Genomic DNA, 26,660 nt, shown 5'->3' with positions numbered 1-26,660 from the left:
CCCCCAGTAACAACGGGCAGCGTGGCCCGTCCGTGAAATTCGTGGGGATGCTACCTCGCGTTTGTGTATTCCGGTCGCACAAGTTTACGTTTCCGCCATGATGCGGTTGACGGCCTGGAGCCGACACGCGCCCGCGTGGGCGCGGAACATCGGGCGTGAGATCGCGGCCTTCGGCGTCGTCGGAGCACTCGCGTTCGTCGTGGAGACCGCGAGCTTCAACCTCCTGATCTTCGGATCCCCGGCCTCCGGCGGCGGGGTCCTCGGGAGCGCGCCGGTCGTCGCATCGGTCGTCGCCACCCTGCTCGCCATGGTCGTGAGCTGGGTCGGCAACCGCTACTGGACCTACCGCGACCGGCGCGGCGCCGTCGACCGGCGCGAACTCACGCTGTTCGTGGGCGTCAACCTGGTGGGCATGGCGGTCACCGCCCTCCCCGTCTACGTCTCCCGCGAACTCCTCGGCCTCGGATCGCCCTTCAGCGACAACGCGGCCCGGCTCGTCGGCTGGGCGGCGGCGACGCTGTTCCGCTTCGTCTCCTACCGCAGCCTCGTGTTCACCCGCCCAGGAGAGGACCCGACCCACGTGCCCGGCAGCATCGAACGGTGGACCGCATCACTCCGCGCCGCCCGGCGGCGCGGCGCGCTCTGGCCGTGGGCCCTCGCCACCTTCGCCGCGGTCTGCGCCTACGCCGTGTCCGTCGTGTTCCACCCCGGATACTTCAGCTCGGACAGCCTCGTCCAGCTCAGGGAGGCGCTGGGCGAGACGCCGATGCACGACTGGCACCCCCCGGTGATGGCCCTCCTGTGGAAGGTCCTGATCGACTCCACGGGCGCCGTATCGGCCATGGCCGCCCTGCAGGCCGCCGTGCTGTGGGCGTCGCTGTGGCTCCTCGCCGTGCTGGTGTGGAAGAGGAGCGGCAGCCGCGGACTCTCCCTCGCGATGCTCGCCGTCGGCCTCGCCCCGCACGTCGTGACCTTCACGGGCGTCGTGTGGAAGGACGTCCACATGGCGTACGTCCTCCTCGCGGCCTGCGCGGTCGCGCTCCTCGCCCGTGAGCTGCCGTCCGGCCGGGCCAGGACCCGCTGGGCCCTCCTCCTCGTGGGCGTGCTGTTCCTCGCGTACGCCGTCCTGGTCCGCAAGAACGCCTTCCCCGCCGTCATACCGGTCTTCGTCCTGCTGGTCCTCGCGCTCTGGCCCGCCCCGGGCCGCCGCCGCTGGCTCGTCGCCACCGGTGTGCTCGTCGCCGTCACCGCCGGCGCCAACACCGCCGTGAACGCCGTCGCCGACCCGCTGCCCTCCCGCCAGTACGCGCAGATCCCGCTGGACGACCTCGTCCACGTGCTCACCCCGGCCCAGGTGCGCACCGCCGCGGACCGGGCCGGCGCCGATCCGGCCTTCCGCGACGGCCTGGCCACCGCCGCCGCCACCTGCCAGTCCAAGAAGATCCCCTCGGACGCCTACTTCCACTGCTACCGGCGCGACATCGCACCGGACCCCCTGTCGCCGCGGAACGTCGACGCCATGGTGGAGATGTGGACCCAGCAGATGCCCCAGCACTGGAAGGGCTACGCCGAGTACCGCCTCCAGCTCTTCGCCAAGCTGCTCTTCCAGAGCAACTACCCCTTCCAGGACGGCACGCGCGCCCGGCCGGCGGACCAGCCCGACGCCATCGTGGACACCCCCTCCAACGAGATGCTGCGGACCACCCTGCGCTCCTACGTGCTCGGCTTCGTCCGCGACCTCCCGTTCCTCTTCCAGGGCTGGTTCTGGCTCGCCCTCTCCCTGGTCCTCGCCCTGCGCCGCCGCTGGACCGGCCCCTACACCCGAGAACTCCGCCTCCTCGGCGCCAGCTCGGTCCTCTACGTCCTCGCCTACCTGCCCACCTCTCCCGAGTCGAACTACCGCTACGTCTACTGGCCCGCGATCGCAGGGACCGTCGCCGTACTCCTGATCGTCTCCGCCCACGTGGCGGGGCGCCGGGCGAAAGCCGCCGAGAGCACAGCGATCGCAACGGTCGGCGGGAGCTCCACGATCGAGACGGCCGACGAGAGCGCCGCGATCCCAACGGTCGGCGGGGGCTCCACGACCTCGGCGGCCGACGCGGGGCAGGCTCCGGACGCCCGTCCCTCCGAGCCGCTGTCCGGACAGCCCGTGTGAGCGGATGACACGCCGAAGGGGCGGCCCTGCATCGTGCCGGGCCGCCCCTTCGGCGTGCTCAGGACGCATGCAGTCCCCTCGGTACGTCAGGACGAGGGCCGCCCCCTCGGTACGTCAGGGCGCGGGGCGGTTCTTCGGCCGGCGCAGGCCCGCGGCCGTGAGGCGGCGGAGCAGCTCCTTCGACCCGACCTCCACGGCGCCGCCCGCCACCGCGTCCGCGTAGCGGTCGGAGGGGATGTCGTAGTGGTCGCGCTCGAAGGCGCGGGGCGGGGCGCCGATGGACGCGGCGAAGGTGTGGAGTTCGTCGAAGGAGGCGTCGCTGACGAGGTGGGACCACATGCGGCCGTGGCCCGGCCAGGTCGGCGGGTCGATGTAGAGGGTCACGTGGCGGCCTCCGTCGCGTCGATCGAGCGGGTCACGCGGCAGGCCTCCGTCGTGCGGCTCACTTCAGGGCCCCCACCGGGGCGACGACCACGCCCTGCTTGCCGCAGACCCAGTGCGGGTCGGGGCCGAGCTCGGGTTCGACGTCGAGGGCGTGCGGGTCGCCGGAGGAGCACACGGGACAGAGGGGCCAGCGTCCGTACTGTTCGAGCAGGGCGTCCTGCACGTCCTGGGCGACGAGTCCGGCGACGTACGTGATGCCCTCGGGCCACTGCTCGACCCACCAGCGGCGGTGGGTCACGGCGTCCTCCACCATCGACACGACCTCGGCGGCGGCCACGTCCCGGGCCACCAGGTCGGCCATTACCAGCGCGCGAGCAGTGTGCAGCGACTGCTCCACGGGGTCGATGTCGTCCATGCACTCATTGTCACCCGGAGTGGGGAAAGGACGAAGGGCCCGTCCGTTTCCGGGACCCGTCCGGGACGGAGGGGGTCTTGTCGCCCCACCGGGCCGAAAGTATCTTTCAGATGTGACCAATGACGTGAAGGAAAGTTTCACCAGCGACGCGCCCGCCTCGCCCCCCGCCCCCGCCGCGCTCGCCGCCAAGGTGCGCACCCTCGCCCCCTCCATGACCCGCTCCATGCAGCGGGTCGCCGAAGCCGTCGCCGGAGACCCGGCCGGCTGCGCCGCCCTCACCGTCACCGGCCTCGCCGAGCTCACCGGCACCAGCGAGGCGACCGTCGTCCGCACCGCCCGCCTCCTCGGCTACCCCGGCTACCGCGACCTGCGGCTCGCCCTCGCCGGCCTCGCCGCCCAGCAGCAGTCGGGCCGCGCGCCCGCCGTCACCGCCGACATCGCCGTCGACGACCCCATCGCCGACGTCGTCGCCAAACTCGCCCACGACGAACAGCAGACCCTCGCCGACACCGCCGCCGGACTCGACACCATCCAGCTCGGCGCCGCCGTCGCCGCCCTCGCCACCGCCCGCCGCGTCGACATCTACGGCGTCGGCGCCTCCGGTCTCGTCGCCCAGGACCTCGCGCAGAAGCTCCTCCGCATCGGCCTCATCGCCCACGCCCACAGCGACCCCCACCTCGCCGTCACCAACGCCGTGCAGCTCCGCTCCGGCGACGTCGCCCTCGCCATCACCCACTCCGGCTCCACCGGCGACGTCATAGAACCCCTCCGCGTCGCCTTCGACCACGGCGCCACCACGGTCGCGATCACCGGCCGCCCGGACGGCCCCGTCACCCAGTACGCCGACCACGTCCTCACCACCTCCACCGCCCGCGAAAGCGAACTGCGCCCCGCGGCCATGTCGTCCCGCACCAGCCAGCTCCTGGTCATCGACTGCCTGTTCACCTGCGTCACCCAGCGCACGTACGAGACGGCGGCCCCCGCCCTCGCCGCCTCGTACGAAGCCCTCGCCCACCGCCACTCACCACGGACCCGCTGACCCTCCCCCGTCCGCCGAGCGTCATACGTCGACGCCAACGCCGCCGACGACGTCCACGCACCGAAAGAGCAGCCCATGTCCGCTTCCACGTACTCCGAACTCCGCGCCCAGCTCGCCACCCTCACCACCGAGGCGTTCCGGCCCGAGCTCGCGGAGATCGACCAGCTCCCGACCCTGGACATCGCCCGCACCATGAACGGCGAGGACCAGACCGTCCCCGCCGCCGTCGCCCGGCAGCTCCCCGCCATCGCCGCCGCGATCGACGCCACCGCCGAACGGATGGCCCGCGGAGGTCGGCTGGTCTACATGGGCGCGGGCACGGCCGGCCGCCTCGGCGTCCTCGACGCCAGCGAGTGCCCGCCCACCTTCAACACCGACCCCGCCCAGGTCGTCGGCCTCATCGCGGGCGGCCCGTCCGCCATGATCAAGGCCGTCGAAGGCGCCGAGGACTCCAAGGAACTCGCCGTCCAGGACCTCACCGACCTCGGCCTCACCGCCGACGACACCGTCGTCGGCATCTCCGCCTCCGGCCGCACCCCGTACGCCATCGGCGCCGTCGAACACGCCCGCACCCTCGGCGCGCTCACCATCGGCCTCTCCTGCAACGCGGACAGCGCCCTCGCCGCCGCCGCCGAACACGGCATCGAGGTCGTCCCCGGCCCCGAACTCCTCACCGGCTCCACCCGCCTCAAGGCCGGCACCGCCCAGAAGCTCGTCCTCAACATGATCTCGACGATCACCATGATCCGGCTCGGCAAGACCTACGGAAACCTCATGGTCGACGTCCGCGCCTCCAACGAGAAGCTCCAGGCCCGCTCCCGGCGGATCGTCGCCCTCGCCACCGGCGCCCCCGACGAACAGATCGAGACGGCCCTCACCGCCGCCGACGGCGAGGTGAAGAACGCCATCCTCATGATCCTCGCCGACATCGACGCCCCGACGGCCGCCCGGCGGCTCACCGACTCCCGCGGCCACCTGCGCGCGGCGCTGCACGCGACCGAGCCGACCGCGTAACCCGCGCATCCATCCCCCCACACAGCAAGGCATCCCCTCACAGCAAGGCCCCCCGCACCATGAGCTCAGACGACAAGAACCGCGCCATCGCCGCCGCGATCCTCCCCCTCGTCGGCGGCGCCGAGAACATCAGCACCGTGGCCCACTGCATGACGCGCCTCCGCCTCGGCCTGCGGGACCGCTCGCTCGTCCAGGACGAAGCCCTCAAGGCCCTGCCGTCCGTGATGGGCGTGGTGGAGGACGACACGTACCAGATCGTCCTCGGCCCCGGCACCGTCGCCCGCGTGACCCCGGAGATCGAGGCCCTGGTGGCGGCGGCACCGCAGCCCACGCACTCGGCGGAGGACCTCGCGGCGCAGGGCGCGGCCCTGAAGGCGGCGCAGAAGGCGAAGAACGCCACCCCCTTCAAGCTCTTCCTCCGCCGGATCGCGAACATCTTCGTCCCGCTGATCCCCGCCCTCATCGGCTGCGGCATCATCGCCGGCCTCAACGGCCTGCTGATCAACCTCGGTTGGCTGCCGGGCGTCACCCCCGCCCTCGCCGCCATCGCCAGCGGCTTCATGGCGCTCATCGCGGTCTTCGTCGGCTACAACACGGCGAAGGAGTTCGGCGGTACGGCGATCCTCGGCGGCGCGGTCGCGGCGATCATCGTCTTCCCCGGCGTCGCCAAGATCGACGCCTTCGGCCAGACGCTCTCCCCCGGCCAGGGCGGCGTCCTCGGCGCGCTCGGCGCGGCCGTCCTCGCGGTGTACGTCGAGAAGTGGTGCCGCCGCTGGGTGCCGGAGTCCCTCGACGTCCTGGTCACCCCGACCCTGACGGTCCTGATCTCCGGCCTGGTCACCATCTTCGGCCTGATGTTCGTGGCCGGCGAGATCTCCCAGGCCATCGGCGACTTCGCCAACTGGCTCCTCGCGAACGCGGGCGCCGGCGCGGGCCTCCTCCTCGGCGGCCTCTTCCTCCCGCTCGTGATGCTCGGCCTCCACCAGGCCCTCATCCCCATCCACACCACCCTCATCGAGCAGCAGGGCTACACCGTCCTCCTCCCCATCCTCGCGATGGCGGGCGCGGGCCAGGTCGGCGCCGCGATGGCCGTCTACCTGAAGCTCCCCCGCAACGGCTCCCTCCGCCGCACCATCAGGTCCGCCCTCCCCGCCGGCTTCCTCGGCGTCGGCGAACCCCTCATCTACGGCGTCTCCCTCCCCCTCGGCCGCCCCTTCGTCACCGCCTGCGTCGGCGGCGCCGCCGGCGGCGCCTTCATCGGCCTCTTCTCCATGCTCGGCACCTCCGTCGGCTCCACCGCCATCGGCCCCTCCGGCTGGGCCCTCTTCCCCCTCCTCAACGGCAACCACGACCTCGGCGAAACGATCGCCATCTACGCGGGCGGCCTGCTGGTCGGCTACCTGGTCGGCTTCGTGGCGACCTACTTCTGGGGCTTCAGCCAGGAGCTCCTGGACGAGTTCAACGTGGAGACGGAGGTCCCGGAGGTGGCAGTCACAGTCGGTTACGGCACCCCCGCACTGGCCCCGACCGCGCCCGCTCCGGAATCGGAATCCGTAAAAATCTGAGACGTGCGCAGAAGGGCCCGGCAGAAAATACCCGCCGGGCCCTTCGCTCGCCCTCAGGTCAGTCAGGCAAGTCTGAAATCACTCTGGATGACACCATACTCTCCGGGCTCCTCCCAGCACGTGAATCGGCAGCCAAGAAGCTCGGCCAGATCGATTCCGAGTTGTTCCGCCAGTCCAGCGGCCACGGTTTTGTCTGTCTGAGTGGAGTCGTCGACGTCTTGAAAGTGGGCAATAGCTCCGCGCAGCTCTATCACGACGTACTTCACACACCTTCCTTGCTCGACTGCCTCCCGGTCACCGTGCTGATGAGTGCGATCGGCATTCATCAGCTGGCCGCAGAGCCCGCAAACGCCTTCTGGTGAGGTATCCATGGCAGGGATCGTACCGGTGCGGATACCCGCTGCCACGCCCCAGAGTTCCCAAGAAGCCCGCCCACAAGGCAGAGGCTCCTGCCGGTGCAGCCGATGGCCGCCCAACAGGAGCCTCTCACAAGGGTCAGAAGTGGCTACCTTCCCGCACCGCGGTACAGGAAGTCGTCGAACTCACCCAGACGTGCGCCACCTGTTCATTCCGCCACTACCGTTTGGCCAGAGGTATTCGAAGGTCGAAGCCGTATCCTCCGCAGAAAGCCTCATTTGACCTTGGCAAGTACCGCAAGGCGGCCTGGTGCCAGTGATCCTCACCAATCCGCCTTCAGGAACAGGACTGGCTCCCCAGAATGGGTCGTTGGGAATCACGGTATCCCCAACCATGGGGGCACCACCGGCCGCTCTGGCCGCCCGATTCTCCGTATGGACCGCCTGGCGCGCCCTTCCCGAACCTATGCTGGCCTCCTCCGGAGTCGTGGCGCCACTTCGCAGGGAATACGCGTCAACTTGATCGCCGTTCGCGTCAAATACTTCCACGTCGGCGAAATGCGTCTTTTCCGTGATCGGGCCACATACTGTCGGCAGGTTGGCATTGTGGACCAAGACCGGAACGCCAGCCGCCAGCACGTAGTACGTGTGGAGGTCGGAGACGGTCAGGTTGTGGACCGTGGCGTCCTGGGCCGTCCAACGCTCGATGGAAGCGATCTGGACGTACGTGCCCGCGCTGGTCTGGAGCCACTCGCCCGACTTCAGGTCGGTGGCCTTCAGCCACTTGCCGACTTCGGGGACCCACATGGGGTGACCGTCGGTCGCGGTGACCTGGGCCGTCTTCGAACCGGACGGGCCGTCCGTGTCGATGGTGACCTTGACCAGGTGCTTGCGGCCCTGGCCCTTGATCTCCGCGGTGACCGTCTCGACGCGGGTCTCGCCCGCCTCCGGGTCGGTCGCGATGACCTTGTCTCCGGCCTTGACCTGCTCGATCGGCTTGGCGGAGCCGTCCGCCATCAGGACCTTGGTGCCCGGCACGAAGCTGTTGCAGCCGCCGCCGCTGGACCCACCGTTGCTGCGCGACGAAGCACCGTTCGAACCACCGGCCTTGGTCGTGCTGACCTTGCCGCCGCCACCGCCGCCGGACTTGCCGCCGCCCTTGCCGGAGCCTGCCGCGGACGAAGCCTTGGGGGCTGCCTTGGCCTGGGCCTGCTTCTGGACGGGGTTGCCGGTTTTCTTGGTTTTCTGGGCGGCTTGGTCGCTGATTTTCTTGGCTTGGTCGGCGGCCTTTTTCTTGGCCGCCTGTGCGGCCTTCTTAGCCCGTTCGATCGCCGCCTTCTTGGCCTTGAGGGCGGCGGCTTCGGCTGCCTTGGCGGCCTTGAGGACGATCTCGGCGGCCTTCTTGGCGGCCTTGAAGGCCTGGATGGCGTCGATCGTGCGGTCGATGGCCCGGAGGACGGACGGGATCTTGCCGATCTTGCCCCACGGGATGGCGTCGATGATGAGGCTGCCGCACGACCACATGTCGCCGCCGAAGCAGGCCATGGCGTCGTTGATGCCGATGAAGTCCTTGAGAGTCTCCCAGGCGATCGAGAGGATCACGGAGCTCAGGGACTTGCCCATGGTGGCCTGGGCCTGGGCGACTTCGGCGGCGCTGAGGCCGGCGCCGGCGAGGGCGGCGGCCTTCTCCGAGGCGGTGAGGGAGATGGCCAGACCGGTCGGGTCCGAGTGGGTGACCGGGTTGTTGTGGGCGTAGGCGTAGCCGTTGGACTGTTGGGGGTCGGTGAGGTCGACGATCGGGTCGGCGGACAGGAAGCGTCCGACGACGGGGTCGTAGAGACGGGCGCCGAGGGGGGTGAAGCCGGAGGCCTCGTCGTTGGTCGCTCCGAGGAATCCCTTGTGAGTCTGCATGCCGATGCTGGTGGTCGCCGCGGCGCGCTGGTTGCCGAAGGGATCCTGCTTGCGGATGCGGACCGATTGGTCACCGTTGAGCTCGACCTCGGCGTAGGGGGTGCCCTGATGGTCCATCGTGATGGCAACCAGCCAGGAGGCAGCCGAGCCGTAAGCGAAGCGCATGACCGCGCCGCCCGGAGCGGAGTACGTGCGCTGGGTGTTGATCAGCGCACCGCCCTTCTGGACCGTTACCTCGGCCTCGCCCAGGTGCAGGGTGGCCTGCTTGCCCTTGATGGTGAGGAGTCGGCTGCCGCCGGGGCCGTAGATGTGACGGGTGTCGTTCTGCGGAGCCCATTGCTGAGCCGCGGCGGTGCCGTTGCAGGTCGCCAGCACGATCGCTGTACCACTCGCGGTGGCCGCGTCCTTGACCGCGACGCACAGGCCCGACACGACGTGTGTCAGCTGCCCTGCGGCGTTCCGCTTCAGCTGCTGCGCCGCGGTGCCGGAGCAAGGTTGGATCTGCACCGCAGAACCCACCGCGTTCGCCGCCGGCTGGAGACACCAGGTGTCGTACACCGCCAGCGAGCCCAGGTTCGGGTCGACCTGATTCGGTCCGGGGGTGAAACGAAGCTTCTGCGCCGCCGTGTCGTTGCAGCCGTACAACTGGAGCGGCTGGCCTGCGGCCGCCAAGCCTGACTTGAGGTCGAGACACTTGTCCGCGAGCCCCAGATACGGGGTCTTGCCTCCGGTGCCCTGGCCGGTGATGCGGTCGATCTGGCCGTCGTACGTCCAGGTCAGCGACTGGCTGTCGCCGGTCATGGGGTCGGTGATGGTCTTGGTCTCACCAGTGAGCTCGTAGAGACGCTCGGTCTCGGCCTTCACCGCCGCGCCCGCAGGCGTCCTGTACGCCTTCGACACCTTGGTCAGGGTGTGCGGCTGGGAGCCGTCCGCCTTGCCGTAGGTGTAGGAGGTGACTGCGTCCTTCGTGGTGTCGCCGGTGAAGTCCTTCTCGGTCAGCTTCTTGCGGTTGCCGAGGAGGTCGTACTCGTACTCCTGCCAGTAGCCGGAGCCGAGGGTCTTGCCGGTGCCGGGTGTGGCGTTGATCGACCCGTCGGTGTTCGTCGGGCCGGTGGAGCACGTGGCGTTCTTGTCGGTCCACGCCTTCTTCAGCTGGCCCAGCGGGTCGTACGAGAAGCACTGCCGCTCGTCGATGCCCGTGGAGTGCTCCTGAATCCCGGTGACGTTGCCGGCCGGGTCGTAGGCGTAGGAGCGCTTGGAGACGAGGATGCCGCCGACGAGAGAGGTGTCGCCGGTCTGCTCGCGGTAGACCTGCTGTTCCTGGAGTTCGCCGCTGGCCTCGTCGAAGGTGTTCTGCGTCCACACGCGGTACGGCTGGGCGCCGAGCGTGGAACGCATGACCTGGCCGTACGGCGAGTAGACGGTCTCGGCGCCGTACCAGTCCTTGCCGGATATGGAGAGGGGCAGGCCGTCCTTGTTGTAGCGGACGACGAGCTTCTCGGCGGCGAGGGCGCCGACAGCGGGGAGGGTGGCCGAGTCGAGCCGGCCGGTGTCGGAGTACTGGTAGCCGTACGTGTACGAACTCTGCAGACCCCAGGTGTCGGCAATCGACTGCGGAAGGCTCAGAGTGGTCGAAGTCGGCTGGTAGTCCTTGTCGTAACCGTTGATCTTCTGCGTGTACGCGAGACCGTCGGTGTAGCGGGTCACCGAGGCCGGGAGGCCCTTGCCGCCGGGGACGGTGTCGTACGTGAAGTCGGCCAGGACGGCGCCGGAGCCGTCGGTGAGCCGCTGCTGCTTCGGTCGCGACAGGTCGTCGTAAGAGTTCCAGACGGTGCCACGCTTGGTGGTGACGGTCAGTGGACGGTCACGGTGGTCGTACTTCGTGCTCGTCGTGCCGGCGTCCGGGTCGGTGGAGGAGTCCAGCCGGCCCCGGTGGTCGTACGTCCAGGACCACGGGTGGGCGGGGTCGGCCGCCGAGGTGGCCTTCGCCAGCTGGCCGCGGGCGTCGTACTCGTACCGCATGGACGTGAACGCCGTGCGGGCCGCGTCGGTGAAGGTGTCGACGCGGGAGCTGCGGCCGAGGGCGTCGGTGTAGATCCGGTAGGACGGCGAGCCCTGCGGGTTGATGACCGTGGACCAGTCGGCGCCGTACTCGTAGCGGGTGGCCCGCGACGGGAACGGCTGCGAGGTGGCGCCCTCGGACCCGGGGGTCTCGTACTTGAGGAACGGCATCTCCTGCACCACGCGGCCGAGGCCGTCGTAGGTGTACTCGGTGACGTTCGGGACGGCCGTGTCGGCCTCCGGCGTGAACAGCTCGCCGGGCGTGGCCTCGTGGGTCAGGTAGGCGTTCCTGGTGCGCCAGACCTCGCTGGAGCGGTTGTAGAGGGTGTCGGTGATCAGCCAGCCGCGGCCGACGGCCTGCTCCTGCGTCTGGCGCTCGCGGCCGAGGGCGTCGTAGATCGTGACGGAGGTGTCGATCCGGCCTTCGTCACCCCGCGTGTACGTGGTGACGTAGGGCGGCAGGCGCGTCGGGTCCGCCGGGTCGATCGCGGGGATCGTGTAGACGGCCCGGAAGTCGGGCACGGCCGTCGGCGACGGCGTGCGGCCGGGGCCCCAGGCCTTGACGAGACGGCCGAGCGCGTCGTACTCCGCCTGGCTGACACGGCCGTTGAGGTCCGTGGTCTTGACGGCGACGGACCGGCCCGGCTCCAGTTCCTGGATCTGCTCGTGGCCCGCCGAGTTCCGCTCGGTGACCGTGAAGACCTGGCCCTTGTCGGGGGTGTAGGTGATCGTGGAGGTCTTCAGGTCGGGGTCGGTGCGCGAGATGACGCGGCCGGTCTCGTCGAAGTCGGTGGTTCCGTCGTTCTGGAAGCCGGTGCCCTCGCCGTTGAGCGACCACGTCTGGGTGGCCTCGCCGAGGGTGGCGGCCGTGAGCGCCGCGCCGTAGCCCTGGTGGTCGTACGCCGTGCGCGTGGCGCCGCTGAGCGTCTTCAGGTCACCGAAGGTGGCGTCGGCACAGCGGGTCGGGGAGGTGAGGACCTCCTTGGTGAGACCGATGAGGTTCTTGTCGGCCCGGTCCAGATAGGTGGACCTGGTGCAGGACTCGTCACCCGGCTTCGCGGTGTCGCCGAGGAACTCGACCTGCGTGGGCAGGCCGTTCTCGTCGTACTGCGTGAGGGTCTCGACCTTGCGCTCGGGGCTCTTGTCGTCACCGGTGCCGGAGGACTTGGTGTACGAGGTCGTCCTCGGCTCGGTGACGCGCCAGGAGCGGAGCGGGCTCAGGCCGTCGCCGCGGTCGCGCTTGGCGAGTTCCTCGGCCTCGGGCACGGTGACGCTGCGGGTCAGCCAGTCCGTGTCGGCGTCGTCGGCGTTCGCGTAGGTGAGCTCCTCGGCGATGCGGCTGGCGAAGGGCTCCTCGTCCTTGGCGATCACGGACGGGTCCGTGGGCTCGGTGACGGTCCTGCCGACAGCGGTGATGTCCGTGACGAGCGTGCCGGCGCCCATGCCCTGGAAGAAGCGCGTGACGGACTTGGACCGCTTGCTGCCGCTGCTCGGATCGTCCGCGCCGGTGATCGTCGTGGTCTGCCTGACGCCCGCGAACTGGGAGTAGGTGCGGGTGGACTTCTTGGTGAACTCCGCCTCGGCCAGCTTCCAGCGGGGGGACGCGTACTCGTAGGACGTCAGTGTCGGGTACGAGCCGGGGATGTTGGGGAGCTCTTCGACGGTGTCCACGACGTACTTGTGGAACCAGTCGATGTCCTCCTGGTTGGGGTCCGGGTGCCAGAACGACGGGTAGCAGAAGCGCGTGTTGGCCTTCAGCTCCGCCGTGTCGTCCTTGCCGGGCAGCCCCGTGCCGGTGCCGCAGGCGCCGGTGGGCTCCTTGTAGGTGACGACGGTCTCGCCGCCGTACTCGTTGATGACCCGGCTGATCCGCTGCCGGGAGAACCCGGGCCTCGAGTCCTCCAGGACGCGGTTGGGCATGTCCTTCGTGTTGGGCTCGAAACGCACGGCGTTGAGTTCCGTGACGTCGGTGCCGCCGTTGCGGCCGAAGCCCTTGCGGGTGATCGACTCCAGCCACAGCGCGGTGTTCACACCGGTCTCGGTGACCGGGAACTTCTGTATCAGCCGGTACTCGTCCACCGTCTGCCGAGCAGTGCTGGTGGAGAGCCGCTGCGCCGACGTGGTGATCTTGTCGAGGCGCTTGCGGGACCAGAACGTGGGGCCGGCGTTCCAGCACGCCTTGCCGGACGCGCAGCGCAGGGAGGCGGGGGTGTCGTACCAGTGGAGGTAGTCGCCCGAGTTCTTGGAGGTGAAGTTGGCCTCACTGCAGGTCTTCGATTCGACCGTGTAGCAGCGTTCCTCGACGTCGAACTTCACGCTGGCCGGGGCAGCGGCCGAGAAGAGGGTGTCCTTGCGCTGGCCGTAGTCGATCCGGGACAGGTAGCCGTCCCGGTGGTACAGGACCGGCTGGTTCCAGTTGAAGTTCCGCGCGTAGTAGTTGCTGTCGCGGTTCCACCAGAGCGACATGGCGTTGCCGTGGATGTTCTCGACGTAGTCGAGGTTCCAGCGCCAGGCCTGGTTGCAGAACGAGTTGGGCCAGTCGCCCGCCTTGTAGCAGGGCTCGCCCTCGTGGTTGCCGTACACCGGGACGGCGAGCACGGAGTTCGTGTACGGGTCGTCGGCCAGGGTGCCGTTGTCGGACCAGCCCGGGAGCTTGTTGAGGCCGAAGTAGTACCTCGTGCCGTCCTTGGTCGTGACGACCCAGTACTCGCCGTCCGCGTCCTTCATGACCCCGGTGCCGGTACGCGGGTCCTTGCTGGTGTCCTTGATCCGCTCGATCTTCGAGCCGTCACCGTTCGCGGTGAACCATTCGCCGACGGGCTTGCCGTCGGAGCCGAGCGGGCCCTTGGTCGCGTCCCACACCAGCTCGGTGGTCGAGCCGCCGAGGGAGAGGGTGGCGTTCTCGGAGCCGTAGCAGAGGTCGCCGGTGCCGTGCGTGGAGTTGTTCGACCCGGCCTTCTTGGCGTCCTGGCGGCAGTTGGCGTAGGAGCGGGTGATGGAGCCGGCGCTGTAGTCCCAGCCGTCGCCGATCCAGGAGGCCTGGTTGTTCGTCCCCGAGGTGCGGCCGTCGACCGACTGCGAGGAGTACGAGAGGTTCACCTTCGGCATCAGGCCGCCGGCGACCTCGGGGACCTGCACCTGGTAGCCGTAGGTGAAGGCGCCGCTGGACGAGCCCGCCGACCACGAGCCGGACGACAGCAGCGGCGACGCGCCGAAGTCGCCGGCGCTGGAGGCGCCGGTGTCGACCACGCCCAGGGTCTTGGGGTCCGGAGCGGTCTCCGCGACGAAGGCGGCGGTGTGCACGGACGAGCCGGCCAGCGGGGCGGGCTCGTCGGCCAGCAGCTTGGCCACGGGCACGGTGCCGGAGACGATCGTCCGGTTCGGCAGGTTCTTCGCCCCGGTGTTCCTGGTGGGCGCGGACTTGGCCGGCACCACCTTCACCGAGCTCACGAGCCGCTCGAACGACTCCGCGTCGTCGTCGCCCGTCATGGTCTCGGTGCCGCCGGAGCACTCCCCCTCGGTGGGCGAGGAGAGGACGCAGTCGGGCAGCAGCACGACGCCGAAGCGCTCGCCCGCCTGGGGGCCGTAGAGGTCCTTGAAGCTGCTGGTGTCGACGTCGAGGACGACCTGGGCGTTCGGGTCGACCGTGGCCGGCGGGGTGATCTGCAGGATCAGGCCGGAGACGCCCGCGTCCTGGGAGGCGGCGGGCGCGGCGAGGTCGACCTTCCAGTCGCCCGCCAGGGCGGAGGGCGGGGTGCCCTCGGGGACGCCGAGGGCGATGGGCAGGCCGTTGCTGACCGCGACCGACGTCCCGGGCGCCGCCGTGCTGGGGTCAGCGGTGCCGGAACCCGCCTGCCAGGGAGTCACGTTGTCGGGCTCGTACGGCTTGACCGGCACCTCCTCGGAGGTGCTCAGTGCCGGAAGGGCCGCCAGGTCGGGATCGAGCGGTACGTCCTCGGGGAGTTCGGGCAGCTTGATCTGCGCGGTGTCCTCGGTGCGGGTCATGCCGGGCCCCGGCGCGGCCCACGCCTCGGCGCCCAGGGTCGTCACCGACAACGTCGAGGACAGGAGTAGGACGGTCGCCGTGCGGCCGAGCCGCCGACGCCGTCGTTGTGATTCCGTCATGGCTAGGCGTCCCCGCCCCAGCCATGACAGCGGACCTGAAGCACGCATACGCGGCGACTCCCACTGAGGCAATCCAGACAACGGATGAGGTGCGGAAACACCAAAGAGCGCACGCCCGTGACGGGCGCACGCGTGTGCACCATCCGTCATGAACACCGTCCGCCTCAAGGGCGGATGGGAGCGGTTGCCTCACTTCTCTGTGACCTCGGACACGGGATATGGCGACCCGAAAGATCATGCTGACGACCTTTCAGGTGGATCATCCGATTTGCCAGATACCCGTCTCTAAAGGTCGCCCGAAAGCCCCACGTGGCGCCTTAGCAGCCGCATGGTCATGGAACTCCCGGCTCGAGGTCACGACTTAATAAAACCTTCACGAATGGACAGGCTGTGAAGCCCGTGTGATCGTTTGCGCGCCTGTGCCCCGCGGTCCGCCGTCCGGGGCTGTCTGTGCTGCCCCTTTCCGTTTGGTCCCCACGGGAGTAGACCGCCGTGACCGCGCCCCGCCTGCTCAGCCCCTTCGTGCGCACGCGCACCAGGCTGGCCTGCACCCTCGGCCTCGTACTGGCCGCCCTCACCGCTGCCCTGTTGCCCTGGTGGCAACCCGACGGCCCACCGACGGCACAGCCCGCCCGCCCGGTCGACGCGAAGCCGGCCTCCACCGGTCCGCGCGACGTGACCGCGGCGGTGAAGGAGGCCCGGCTCACCGGAAAGCCCGTGCTCGTCGAGACCGCGACGACGGCCACCGAACTGACCTGGGCCCTGCCGAACGGGCGGATGCGCACCCGCATCCACGCCCTTCCGCAGCGTGCGAAGAACGCCAAGGGCCAGTGGGCGCCCATCGACAACAAGCTGGTCCGGACGAAGGACGCGCCCCGCGGGCTCGGCATCCGGCCGGTGAACGCCGCCCTTCCCGTGCGGTTCTCCAGCGGCAGCGCCGACGCGTCCCGCGCCGACCGGTCCTTCGCCCGGGCCCCGCGCCCCGGCGACACCGTGCTGGCCGAGATGGACGTCGAAGGCCACACCGTCGCGTACACCTGGCCCGGCACCCTGCCCGAGCCGGTCCTCGACGGCCCCCGCGCCCTCTACCCCGAGGTCCTGCCCGGCGTCGACCTGCTCGTGCTCGCCCGCGAGGAGGGTGGCTTCGCCCAGCTGCTCATCGTCAAGACCCGCGAGGCGGCGCAGCAGCAGGCGCTCAAGACCGTGACGTACGGCCTGCGTTCGGACACCGCCGTGTTCCGGTACGAGGACAAGGGAAGCCGCGTACGGATCCTGGACAAGGCCGGCAAGGAGGTCGGCTCGATCCCCACCCCGTTCGCCTGGGACTCCAGCGGACGCGACCCCGAAGCCCGAGACCCCAAGGCCGCGCCCCGCACCTCGACGGCCACCCCCGCCGACGTCCTGAAGCTGTCCGGCCTGAACGGCGTCGAGCCCGGGGCCAAGCACGCCCCCGTGCCCGTCCGCATCGAGGGCGGCGGCACCGGCGACGCGCGCATGCAGCTGGGGGCCGCCGCCACCGGGCTGTTCACCGCCAAGGACGTCCGCTTCCCCGTGTTCGTCGACCCGACGATGAACACCATCAAGGAAGCCTGGACGATCGCCTACCGGCGGTACCCGAACAGCAGCTTCTTCGACGGCACCAACTTCGGCTCCGGGACCTCCGAGGCCCGGGTCGGATACGAGAGCGACACCGGCGGCCTGGCCCGCTCGTTCTGGCGCATGGACTTCAAGACCGTCACGGGCGCCACGATCTACGACGCCTCGTTCAAGGTGAACAACACCCACTCGTGGTCGTGCAGCCCCCGCCAGTTCCAGTTCTACCTGACCGGCGGAATCTCCACCGGAACCACCTGGAACTCCCAGCCGAGCTGGGCCACGTGGCTGGAGAACAAGAGCTTCGCCCACGGCTACGACCCCGACCCGGACTGCGACGACGCGTACGAGCAGTTCACCAGCGACAACGTGAAGGCGGCGGCCCAGAAGGCCGCCACCGGCGGCTGGGGCAACATCACCTTCGGCCTGCGGGCCACCAGCGAGAGCGACGCCCACACCTGGCGCAAGTTCGCCGCCGCCTCCGCGGCGTTCGAGGCGGACTACAACCGCAAGCCCAAGGAGCCCACGGGCGGCTACAGCACGCCGGGCGGAGCGTGTGTGATCGCGCCGGGCACCAGGACCATCGCGATGACGAACATCACCCTCACCGCGAACGCCAAGGACGACGACGGCAACCTGAAGAAGCTCCGCTTCCGCGTCACGAAGGTCGGCGGTACCTCGACCGACTACGTGGAGACCACCAACTCCTCCGGCACCGCCACCGCTCAAGTCAACGGCCTGGTGAACGGCGCCACCTACACCTGGGTCGTCCAGGCCGAGGACGACATGGTCCCGGCCGGGCTCTCCAGTTGGTTCCCCCTGGGCGACGAACCCTGCCGCATCACCGTCGACACCACCGCTCCCCTGGCACCCGAGGTCGAGAGCACCGACTTCCCCGAGATCACCGACGACGGCCAGACCTGGGCCAAGGTGAAGTTCGGCGGCACCGGCACCATCAAGTTCAGCTCCGTCGGAGCCTCGAAGTTCACCTACAACTTCGAGGGCGTCCCCAGCACCAGCGGCACCGTGACCGCGACCGGCGGCGTCGCGACGGTGAGCAACCTGAAGCCCCCGCACGCCGGCCCGAACGGCATGCAGATCTTCGCCCACGACGCGGCGGGCAACATCAGCGCCCGCACGGACTACGCCTTCTACGTCCGCCCCCGCGACAAGGCGGACGGCCCGGGTGACGTCGGCGGCGACGACTTCGTCGACCTCCTGATCATCAACTCCAGCGGCAGCCTCCAGTCCCTGTCCGGCATCGAGGGCGGCGACCTGTACAGCGGCATGCGCGGCTCCTACGTCCTCAGGCCCGACGACGAAGACCCGAACATCCTCAGGGCCGAGGAACCGCCGCCCGGCTACTGGTACGACGCGACCACCGGCAAGACCGCGCTGATCAGCAAGTACGCCGACACCTACCCGGGCGACGGCTACACCGACCTGTTCTCCGTCGCGCCGGACGGCACCTTCTGGATCTACCCCGGCGACGGCTACGGCACGTTCAACGTCGAGGACCGGGTCTCCGTCCAGCTGCCGTCGAACGCCCCGGCGCCGTCGACCTGGACGCAGATGAAGGCGGTCGGCGACATCACCGGCGACAAGCTGCCCGACGTCCTCGTCCGGGCGGGTGCGAACTTCTGGATCCTCTCCGGTTACACCGGAGCCCACTTCCAGACGGCCACCCAGATGACCGGCGAGACCTGGACCAGCCGCGACATCGTCAACCTCGCCGACATCGACCTGGACAACACCCCCGACCTGCTGTTCCGGGACGTGAACACCGGCGTCATGTACATCCGCCACGGCAAGCCGGGCAGCGTCGCGGGCAGCGTCACCCTCGCCTCCCTGATGACGTCCGCCGCCTCGCGGCAGGGCGACGTCTCGTACGGCACGGGCTGGACGCAGACGAACGTCTCGGCCGTCATCGGCATCCCCGACGTGAGCAGGGCCCTGGACGGCGACAGCAACGGCGTCCCGGACCTGTGGACCCGGGACGGGGCGACCGGCAACATGAAGCTCTACTACCCGTCGACGACCAACACCAGGGCGGCGTTGAGGACGGTGCTCTCCATCGACTGGAGGAGCGTCAAGGCCTTCACGTAGCCCGCAGCAGTACGGGGAAGGGCCCGGCCGACACCAGTCGGCCGGGCCCTTCCCCGTACCCGGTAGCCCGGAGTCAGCGGCAGAGCACGTCCTCCGCCGGCCGCACCCCCTCCGTCAGGAAGCGGGTCACCGCACGGTCACCGCAGGCGTTGCCGCTGCCGAGGTAGACGGCGTGGCCGCCCTTGTCGACGGAGACGAGGCGGGCGCGGTCGCCGAAGGCCTCGCGCATCCTCAGTCCGGACGAGTGGGGGGTGGCGGGGTCGCGGAGGCTCTGGATCATCAGGACGTTGGACGGACCGCGGTCGGTGATGCGGGTCGGCTTCTCCACGGCGCCGCCCTTCCAGAAGGCGCACGGGGTGATGTTGGCGGGCATCCCGGCCGTCAGCGGGTGGCGGACCCGGTCCGCGGCGACGGCCCGCTCGTAGGCGGGGACGGAGCGGGGCCAGTCGACGTCGTTGCAGATGACGCCGACGCTCACCGTCGCGGCCTCGTCGGGCATGGGGCCGGTCAGCTCGGGCGGGAGGACGGGGACGCCCGCCGGGTCGAGGGCCTGGGACATCAGGCGGGCGAAGGGCTCGAAGGCGGTGTCGGAGTACAGGGCCTGCTGGAGGGCCTGGCGCAGGACCGTGCCGGTCAGCGGGACGCCGGGGGTCGTCGACGGGCGCGGGGCGCGGTCGAGCCGGTCGGCGAGGTCGAGGAACAACGGCCTTACGTCGTCCGGGCGTTCGGCGAGACGCAGGGCGGCGGGCCGTGCCGGGTCCGAGGTCCAGGCGGCGAAGTCGGGGAAGCGGTCCTCGGCGCCCCGGGCCATGTCGGCCAGCCAGCCCTGGGCGACGCGCTTCGGGTCGGGGTCGGCGCTGCTGTCGAGGACCCAGCGGTCGGTGCGGCCGGGGAACTTCTGCGCGTACACCGCGGCCACGTACGTCCCGTACGACACGCTCCACGCCGACAGCTTCCGCTCGCCGAGCGCCTGCCGCAGCCGGTCCAGGTCCCGCGCCTGGTTGGCGGTCGTCAGGCCGCGCAGCATCGCGCCGCCGTTGCGCCCGCACGCCTCCGCCATCCGGCGCGACCGGGCCGTGTTCTCGCCGATGCCGCCGTCGGCCGCGGGCCAGGACCGCAGGGTCACCAGCCGCCGGTCGTCCTCCGCGAACCCGCACCGGGCCTTCGCGGACCCGCCGACGCCCCGCGGGTCGAAGGCCACCAGGTCGTAGGCACCGTTCAGCTCCTTCGTCAGGGCGGCGCCCTTCTGGCCGAGCCGCTGCACCCCGGAGCTGCCCGGGCCGCCGGGGATGACCATCAGGGTGCCGCGCCGCGCCTCGGGGCGGTCGCTGCGCAGCCGGGAGACGGCGAGCTGGATCCGCTCCCCGTCGGGGCGGGCGTAGTCCAGGGGTACGGAGAGCAGCGCGCACTGCTGTCCGGGCAGCGGCTTCACCGCCGGGGCGCAGTCACCCCATGCGAGCCCGGTCGCCGCGGCGGCGGGAGCGACCGCGCCCCCGGCGAGGGCGACCCCGGCCACGGCGGTGGCGGAGAGGGCGAGCGTCAGGGCCTTGCGTCCACGGTTCGTCGTCATGCGCACAGCCTCCCGGACCGCGCGGACGGCTCCCATCCGGCAGACAGGCGGGCCGCGGGTAGGGCCAACCCCCCTACCGCGGGCTCCACTTCGAAAAATCCGGTGCGCCGGCCCGGCCGCTTCCGCACAATGTTCACCTCCCTCGAACCGCAAGGTGGATCCCGCATGGAACCCGCAGCACCCGCAACCGCCTCCGGAACCTGGCTCCTCGGCGGCGACCTCCCCGTCAACCGGATCGGCTTCGGCGCCATGCGGCTGCCGCAGCACGGCGCGGCGCTCGTCGAGAACGCCGTACCGATGGATCGCGACCGGGCGATATCCGTCCTGCGCAAGGCCGTCGACCTCGGCGTGAACCACATCGACACGGCGGCGTTCTACTTCTCGCCGCTCCGCTCCGCGAACGAGCTGATCAACAGCGCCCTCGGCGGGCCCTACCCCGACGACCTCGTCATCGCCACCAAGGTCGGCCCCTCGCGCGACCTCTCCGGCGCCTGGGGCGAGCACGCCCGCACGCCCGCCGCGCTGCGCGCGCAGGTCGAGGAGAACCTGCGGCAGCTCGGCCGGGACCGGCTGGACGTCGTCAACCTCCGCGTCCTCGGCACCGATTCGATCGCCGAACGCTTCGGCGCCCTCGCCGAGATGCGCCGGGCGGGCCTCATCCGCCACCTCGGCCTCTCCAACATCACGCCCGACCAGCTCGCCGAGGCGCAGGCCATCGCCCCCGTCGTCTGCGTCCAGAACATGTACGGGATCGGGGTCCGCCCCGAGTACGAGGAGTTCGTCCGGCACTGCGGCGAGCAGGGCATCGCGTTCGTCCCCTTCTACGCGATCGCCGCCGCCGCCCGCGAGACGGGGGCCGCCACCACCGAGCTCGACGAGGTCCTCGCCGTCGCCGAGGCCCACGGCGCGAGCCCCGCCCAGGTCCGCACCGCCTGGACCCTTCACCAGGGCCCCCACCTCCTCGCCATCCCCGGCACCGGCAACCCCGCCCACCTGGCGGCCAACGTCGCCGCCGGCTCCCTGCGCCTCACCCCCGAGGACCTCGCCCTCCTCGGCCGCGCCCACCGGGACGCCGCCGCCTGAGAACCGAGAAGGCTGCCCCCTGAACGTCGGGGGCGGCCCCGTCCGGGGCCCGGCCCGTCAGCCCACCACTCCCTCCAGGGTCAGCGGCTTCCCCGGGATCAGGGCGCGGTCCCGGGGCCCGTACGGGATGAGCTCGTCCCACCACTGGGCCGCAGGGTCGAGGCGGGCGTGGGCGAGGGTTCCGACGAGGGACGGGTCGCGGGCCTGGAGGGCGCGGAGGGCGAAGGCGGGGCCGTCGGGGAGGTGGGCGACGCCGTCGAGGACGAGCTTGCCGAGCTCGGTGGACATGACGGGGCCCCGCGCGGTCCGCGCGAGGCCCGAGACCCGGCGGGTCGCGTCGGCGTGGACGTCGAGGGCGCGGGCGAGCGGCAGACCGAAGTAGCGGCGCGGGCCCGTGTCGCGCTCCACGAACATGTAGTAGGGCACGAGGCCCAGTTCGACCTGCTCCTGCCACATGCGGGCCCAGACGGCGGCGTCGTCGTTGACGTGCCGGACGACGGGGGCCTGGGTCCGCAGGACCGCACCGGTGGCGCGGAGCCGGCGCAGCGCGCGGCGGGCGGGCTCCGGGTGGAGTTCGCGCGGGTGGGAGACGTGCAGCATCAGGGCGAGGTGCCGGCCGGAGGCGACGACGCGCTCGAAGAGGCGGAGCAGGTCGTCGGCGTCGGGTGCGGTGAGGAAGCGCTCCGGCTGGAACGACACCGCCTTCGTGCCGATGCGGACGGTGCGGACGTGGGGCAGGTCGAGGAGCGGCGCGACGTACGTGTCGAGCAGCTCGGCCCGCATGACCAGCGGGTCGCCGCCGGTGAGCAGCACGTCGGTGACCTCCGGGTGCCGCGCCAGGTGCCCGGTCATCACCTCGGGCCCGCCCACCGCCTGCCGGCGCGCCGACTCACCGGTGAACTGCGGCCAGCCGAAGCAGTACGCGCAGTAGCCGTGGCAGGTCTGCCCCTGGCGCGGGAAGACCAGCAGCGTCTCGGGGTACTTGTGCTGGAGCCCCCACCCGTCCTCGGGCACGTTCAGGTGCAACTGGCCGCCCGGATGCGGGTTCAGCCGTTCCCTCAGTCCGTCCACGACCAGCCTCAGCCGCACCCGGTCCCCGCTCCGCAGCGCCGCCTCGACGGCGGCGAAGTCCGCGGGCGCCAGCATGTCCCGGTGCGGCATCACCAGCCGGTAGAGCGGATCGTCGGGGGCCCGCGCCCAGTCGACGAGCTCGTCGGCCACATGGGCACTGACCTTGAACGGCAGTACACGGCCCACGACTTCGGCGTCGTGACCGAGCGCCGCCTGCCCCGTCCGCTCGGCGATCAGCCCCGCCAACCGCCGCCCGGTGAACGAACTCACCTGTCGCCCACCACCACAACGCCCGCCGTCCCCACGACCCCTCCCCTCCGGTGCGCCGGTCCCTCGCACCCGGGACGATGATGGAGACCCCGCCCGGAGCCGCCAACACCGCTAGCGGCGCCCGCGATCGAGGACAACCCGCCAGTCCGGCCAATCCCCTCCCCCACCTACCGGACAGATCCGGACAGCACAGGACACCGCCACACACTCGCCACAGACTCGCCACGACCGGTCCGCACGGGTATGCCCTTGTTTCCACCCACTCACATCCAGCCGCGCCACGAGCCCGCGGGCATCCTCCAGATTGACGCCTTTCCTCGGTGGCCCCACGAGGCGGACGGCACGAGCGCGCCGACGCCCGGGGGCCCGGCCGTCACGGCCGGGCCCCCGGGTGGATCCACGAGGTGGAACGGCTCGGCAGAGCCCCTTGAACTCAGTAGAGCCCCTTGAAACCGTTCCAGCCTCCGCTGCCGATCAGCGCTCGTCCGCCGTACAGCCCGTTCCCGGCACCCGAGTACCGCCACAGCTTCCCGGTGGTGTCCCGCGCCACCAGGTCCGCACGGCCGTCGCCCGAGAGGTCTCCGACGCCGACGAGGGAGGTGTAGACGCCCCAGCCGGTGCCGACCTTGACCCGCGGCGACAGCCCGCCGGCCGCCGTGCCGTAGTACCGCCACAGCACCCCGGACGCGTCGACGCCGAGCAGGTCGCCCCGCCCGTCGCCGTTCAGGTCACCAGCGCCGACCAGCTGCTTGTACAGCTTCCAGTTGGTGGCGATCCGCACTCGGGACTTCATCCGGTGGTCGGCCGTTCCCGCGTAGAAGTACACGTCGCCGGTGGACGCCTGCCGCGCGATCAGATCGACGTACCCGTCACCGTTGACGTCACCCGGGGACGTCAGGACGTCGTACGTGCCCCATCCCGAACCCACCACCGTGTACGGCGACGACGCCGAGACCACCTTCCCGCAGCCGGGCCGGTACGCCCGCAGCTGGTCGCCCACGCGGGCGTAGACGTCGACGCACCGGTCGCCGTTCAGGTCACCCACCGGCACGAACACCGACGTCGTCGGGAACTTCGCCCCCGTCCCCGCGATCCGCGCCGACAGCGCGCCCGTACCGGTCCCCCGGTACATCGACACCAGGCCCGTCGTGTCCATCACCAGCAGATCACCGAAGCCGTCGTCCCCGGCGAGGTCGCGGTACACGGCCACGGGCACGCCACCGGACACGGAGAGCGCTCCGGACACCGAAAGGTCCGCACCGACGCCGTCCGCGGCCTTCGCGGTCAGCGTCCACGTGTGGGCGCCGTTCGGGGCGGACGCTCCCGCCGTGTCCTTCCCGTCCCACGCGGCGGTGACGAGACCGCGTGCCTCACCACCGGTCAACGTCCGGACCACCTTGCCGGTCGCCTTGTGCCGGAGCTCCAGCGACCAGGAGGCAGCGGGCTTGGACGTCCACCAACGCGGCTGCCACACGGCCGACTTGATGTCGACGGACGTCGAAACGTCAGCGTCGACGGCTGCGATCGGGGAGGCCGGAACACCGGACGGGACGATGCGCACCCGGCGGTCGACACCGGTGTAGGCGACGTGCCCGCCGAAGCGGTCGACGGTCCAGCCGGAGCGGCGGACGGTGCCGGCACCGAGGTCGGCGGCGGTGGCCACGACGCGCTGCGGCAGGTCGGCCGCGTTCCCGCTGCCCGGAATGCCGTTGTGCAGGTCGACCAGAGTCAGGCCCGTGCCGTTCGAGCGGGAGACGAGGTAGCCGTCGCCGAGCAGCACCTGCTCCGAACCGAGGCTCATGAAGCGCTTGGTGGACCGGTCGTACAGACCACCGCCCCGGACGTCCCACGACTCGTCCTTGCACTTCCAGTACACCCAGCGGCCCACGGCCTGGAGCTCGGTGGGCTCGCAGCGGTTGGTCGTCGTGAACGACTCCCCCGCCGTTCCCGCCGGAAGGACCTTGGACGTGACGGTGTCCGATCCCTTCGTCGCGCTCCACAGCGTGCTGCCCCAGAGGGCCGACGCGACCGGCTCGCGCTTCTGGAGCACGGCGCCGGAGTCGGTGCCGCGGAACTCGACGACCGCCTGGGTCCCTCCCCAGCCCTGTTCCACGACGCCGAACCGGCCGGAGAGGTCGACGAGGCGGGGCGATCCGATACCGGTCTCGAGCCGCGGTCCCCACGCGGCCGAGCCGTTGCGGTAGAGCATGGTCAGGTCCTGCTCGGTACCCTTGACGCGCCCGTGGTGGCCGTCACCGCTCGCGAACAGGGTGGCGCAGGAGACGCCCGACGTGATGCTGCAGTCGCCGTCCTGGCCGGCCACGAAGCCGTCGACCGTGGAGCGCAGTTCCTCCGGCCGCCCGGAGGTCTTCAGCCAGGTGCTCCGGTAGCCGCCGATGATGGTGTGCGGCTGGTAGAGCTTCGAGTCGTCCGCCGTGGTCAGGATGCCGCTGCCGAGGGAGATGCCGAAGGGCTTGGCCTCCATGTCCTCGATGTCCGCGAGGCGCTTGCGCGTGACGGTGCCGTCGGCGGCCTCGGTGAAGCGGTAGTACCCCCAGTCGAGGGCACCGTAGTCGGTTTCCTGTTCCGCACCGGCCACCAGGAGCGCGCCGTCGGGCGCACGGTGCACGTCGGTGGAGGCCACGGCGAGCAGGGAGTCCCAGCTTCCCGTGCTGTCGCGCAGGACGAGGTGGTTGCCGCGGTACTCGTTGTCGCCGGGGTTGGGCGGGGTCACGGTGACGAACTTGTCGCCGAAGGGCCGGACGGTCTCGTTGTAGGAGGCGACGTCCCGCAGGTCGATGGTGGTCGGGGCCGCGTCCAGGTCGTCGCGGCGGTACACCTGGACCTCGCCGCTGGACGGGGCACTGAAGTGGAAGACGCGGTCCCGGTCGAACGCGACGCTCTCGCCGTGGGTGGACAGCGCCTTCAGGCTTCCGCTCGCGAGGTCGACGACCCACCAGCCCTGACTCATCGTGGAGTCTTCCCACTTGATGCCGCGGACGGCGATCGAGCGGGCGTCGCCCTCGCTGACGGAGAGGTTCCACCCCTCGGGCAGGCCTTCGAGCTTCTGGTCCCGCACGCCGCCCCCGGCCTCCGGATGCAGGAGGTGCAGGCTCGTCACGGCGCTCTCGGTGCCGGTCCGGGTGAGGACGGTGTCGCCGTAGGTGCCGACGTACGTCTGCCCCTCCGGGATGGCGACGGTGGTCGTCGCCCCGCCGGCCCGCTGCTGGAGCGTCACGTGCGGGGTCGGGGTCTCCGAGTGCACGGCGACGGTGTCGGAGCCGTGACCGAAGCCCGCCGGGTACTCGGCGAAACGGAACGAGTCGACGTCGTACGAGAGTGGCTTCGGCAGGCGGTGGTCGAGGACGGTGGTCGCGCCGGTCCCGTAGTCGATCCAGCGGAGCCGGTCGTCGCCCTCCTGCGCGGTGAGGAAGCCTGTCTCTCCGGCGTTCAGGACGATGGTGGCGCGGGGCACGAAGCGCGCGCCCGGACTGACGACGACCGCCTCGGCGGTGGGTCCGGGCGCGTCGGCGGCCACCGCCCCCACGGTGCTGCCGGCCCCTGCCGTCACCGCGAGGCTGACGGTGAGCGCGATGCGACCGAGCGCACGCCGGCGCGGTCGTGGAAATGGGCTGTTCACGTGAAGGTCCCTCCCCAGGGGATACGGCGCGGGGAGGGGCCACTTGCTCTCGCCGCTCGTCCCCCGCGCGAGCAGGGCGACCCTAGCAGAGCGAGGGGGCGGGCAGCACTCATTTTCGAACTGGTTCAACTCGTCGCCGCCGGGCCCCGACCCGGACTTCGGACCCGTACGGAAACCGCCCCCGGCTCCCCCCGAGAAGGCCCCTCCCCGGCCCTGGGAGCGACCCTCAGAGGGTCCGGACGTCAGCCCCGTCGGGGTGGCCCGGAACGCCGCCCAGCGCCCGCCCACGCCCCGCACAGCAC

At 70.8% G+C, this 26,660-nt stretch carries 13 protein-coding genes; 6 read left to right on the top strand and 7 right to left on the bottom strand.

The genetic code is table 11. The annotated features are described in order from the left end of the window. Window positions 1-97 precede the first annotated feature (97 nt). On the top strand, window positions 98-2,155 hold the full coding sequence (locus ACIQFX_RS35695) for a GtrA family protein (RefSeq protein WP_402471972.1): 2,058 nt from the start codon (window positions 98-100) through the stop codon (window positions 2,153-2,155). Window positions 2,156-2,269: 114 nt separating this feature from the next. On the opposite strand, the gene ACIQFX_RS35690 is transcribed toward ACIQFX_RS35695, so the two are convergent. Next, window positions 2,270-2,539: a DUF4031 domain-containing protein gene (locus ACIQFX_RS35690; protein WP_402471970.1), complete on the bottom strand. Its 270-nt coding sequence runs from the start codon at window positions 2,537-2,539 to the stop codon at window positions 2,270-2,272. Between the two features lie 58 nt (window positions 2,540-2,597). After that, window positions 2,598-2,954, bottom strand: a complete 357-nt coding sequence (locus tag ACIQFX_RS35685) for a hypothetical protein (RefSeq protein WP_402471968.1) — start codon at window positions 2,952-2,954, stop codon at window positions 2,598-2,600. A gap of 112 nt (window positions 2,955-3,066) precedes the next feature. Between ACIQFX_RS35685 and ACIQFX_RS35680 the strand changes: the two genes are divergently transcribed. From ACIQFX_RS35680 to ACIQFX_RS35670, 3 genes are all read left to right on the top strand, one after another. After that, a complete protein-coding gene (locus ACIQFX_RS35680) occupies window positions 3,067-3,993 on the top strand; it encodes a MurR/RpiR family transcriptional regulator (protein ID WP_402471967.1) in 927 nt (308 codons plus the stop codon). 75 nt (window positions 3,994-4,068) lie between these two features. Next, complete coding sequence (gene murQ, locus ACIQFX_RS35675; protein ID WP_402471965.1) at window positions 4,069-5,007, top strand: N-acetylmuramic acid 6-phosphate etherase; 939 nt, start codon at window positions 4,069-4,071, stop codon at window positions 5,005-5,007. 59 nt (window positions 5,008-5,066) lie between these two features. Continuing rightward, window positions 5,067-6,572 carry a PTS transporter subunit EIIC gene (locus tag ACIQFX_RS35670; protein ID WP_402471963.1) on the top strand — a complete coding sequence of 502 codons (1,506 nt, stop codon included), beginning with the start codon at window positions 5,067-5,069 and terminating at the stop codon, window positions 6,570-6,572. Between the two features lie 62 nt (window positions 6,573-6,634). On the opposite strand, the gene ACIQFX_RS35665 is transcribed toward ACIQFX_RS35670, so the two are convergent. Next, a complete protein-coding gene (locus ACIQFX_RS35665; RefSeq protein WP_402471960.1) occupies window positions 6,635-6,943 on the bottom strand; it encodes a hypothetical protein in 309 nt (102 codons plus the stop codon). Window positions 6,944-7,114: 171 nt separating this feature from the next. Further along, window positions 7,115-15,025, bottom strand: a complete 7,911-nt coding sequence (locus tag ACIQFX_RS35660) for a ricin-type beta-trefoil lectin domain protein (protein WP_402471958.1) — start codon at window positions 15,023-15,025, stop codon at window positions 7,115-7,117. A 492-nt stretch (window positions 15,026-15,517) separates the two neighbouring features. Between ACIQFX_RS35660 and ACIQFX_RS35655 the strand changes: the two genes are divergently transcribed. Then, entirely contained in the window at window positions 15,518-18,724 is a 3,207-nt protein-coding gene (locus ACIQFX_RS35655) for an FG-GAP-like repeat-containing protein (protein WP_402471956.1), read from the top strand. 73 nt (window positions 18,725-18,797) lie between these two features. Here the strand turns inward: ACIQFX_RS35655 and ACIQFX_RS35650 are convergent, their stop codons facing one another. Then, a complete protein-coding gene (locus tag ACIQFX_RS35650) occupies window positions 18,798-20,294 on the bottom strand; it encodes an alpha/beta hydrolase (RefSeq protein WP_402471953.1) in 1,497 nt (498 codons plus the stop codon). 165 nt (window positions 20,295-20,459) lie between these two features. Between ACIQFX_RS35650 and ACIQFX_RS35645 the strand changes: the two genes are divergently transcribed. After that, a complete protein-coding gene (locus tag ACIQFX_RS35645) occupies window positions 20,460-21,377 on the top strand; it encodes an aldo/keto reductase (protein ID WP_402471951.1) in 918 nt (305 codons plus the stop codon). 57 nt (window positions 21,378-21,434) lie between these two features. Here ACIQFX_RS35645 and ACIQFX_RS35640 read toward each other — a convergent pair whose 3' ends face one another. Together ACIQFX_RS35640 and ACIQFX_RS35635 are read right to left on the bottom strand one after the other, a co-directional pair. Next, window positions 21,435-22,718 carry a KamA family radical SAM protein gene (locus ACIQFX_RS35640; RefSeq protein ID WP_402471948.1) on the bottom strand — a complete coding sequence of 428 codons (1,284 nt, stop codon included), beginning with the start codon at window positions 22,716-22,718 and terminating at the stop codon, window positions 21,435-21,437. 433 nt (window positions 22,719-23,151) lie between these two features. Further along, window positions 23,152-26,358 carry an FG-GAP-like repeat-containing protein gene (locus tag ACIQFX_RS35635; protein ID WP_402471945.1) on the bottom strand — a complete coding sequence of 1,069 codons (3,207 nt, stop codon included), beginning with the start codon at window positions 26,356-26,358 and terminating at the stop codon, window positions 23,152-23,154. Window positions 26,359-26,660: the final 302 nt, after the last annotated feature.

This window comes from Streptomyces sp. NPDC093089 (assembly GCF_044754405.1).
In the GTDB taxonomy this organism is placed as follows: domain Bacteria; phylum Actinomycetota; class Actinomycetes; order Streptomycetales; family Streptomycetaceae; genus Streptomyces.
The sequence above is the reverse complement of the archived record's forward strand: the minus strand, read 5'-3'. Positions and strand labels throughout refer to the sequence as shown.

Excerpts from the sequence above, each read along its gene's own strand:
- ACIQFX_RS35685 (WP_402471968.1), bottom strand. The coding sequence starts at position 2,954 with ATGGACGACATCGACCCCGTGGAGCAGTCGCTGCACACTGCTCGCGCG.
- ACIQFX_RS35695 (WP_402471972.1), top strand. The coding sequence starts at position 98 with ATGATGCGGTTGACGGCCTGGAGCCGACACGCGCCCGCGTGGGCGCGG.
- ACIQFX_RS35645 (WP_402471951.1), top strand. The coding sequence starts at position 20,460 with ATGGAACCCGCAGCACCCGCAACCGCCTCCGGAACCTGGCTCCTCGGC.
- ACIQFX_RS35660 (WP_402471958.1), bottom strand. The coding sequence starts at position 15,025 with ATGACGGAATCACAACGACGGCGTCGGCGGCTCGGCCGCACGGCGACC.
- ACIQFX_RS35665 (WP_402471960.1), bottom strand. The coding sequence starts at position 6,943 with ATGGATACCTCACCAGAAGGCGTTTGCGGGCTCTGCGGCCAGCTGATG.
- murQ (WP_402471965.1), top strand. The coding sequence starts at position 4,069 with ATGTCCGCTTCCACGTACTCCGAACTCCGCGCCCAGCTCGCCACCCTC.
- ACIQFX_RS35670 (WP_402471963.1), top strand. The coding sequence starts at position 5,067 with ATGAGCTCAGACGACAAGAACCGCGCCATCGCCGCCGCGATCCTCCCC.
- ACIQFX_RS35650 (WP_402471953.1), bottom strand. The coding sequence starts at position 20,294 with ATGACGACGAACCGTGGACGCAAGGCCCTGACGCTCGCCCTCTCCGCC.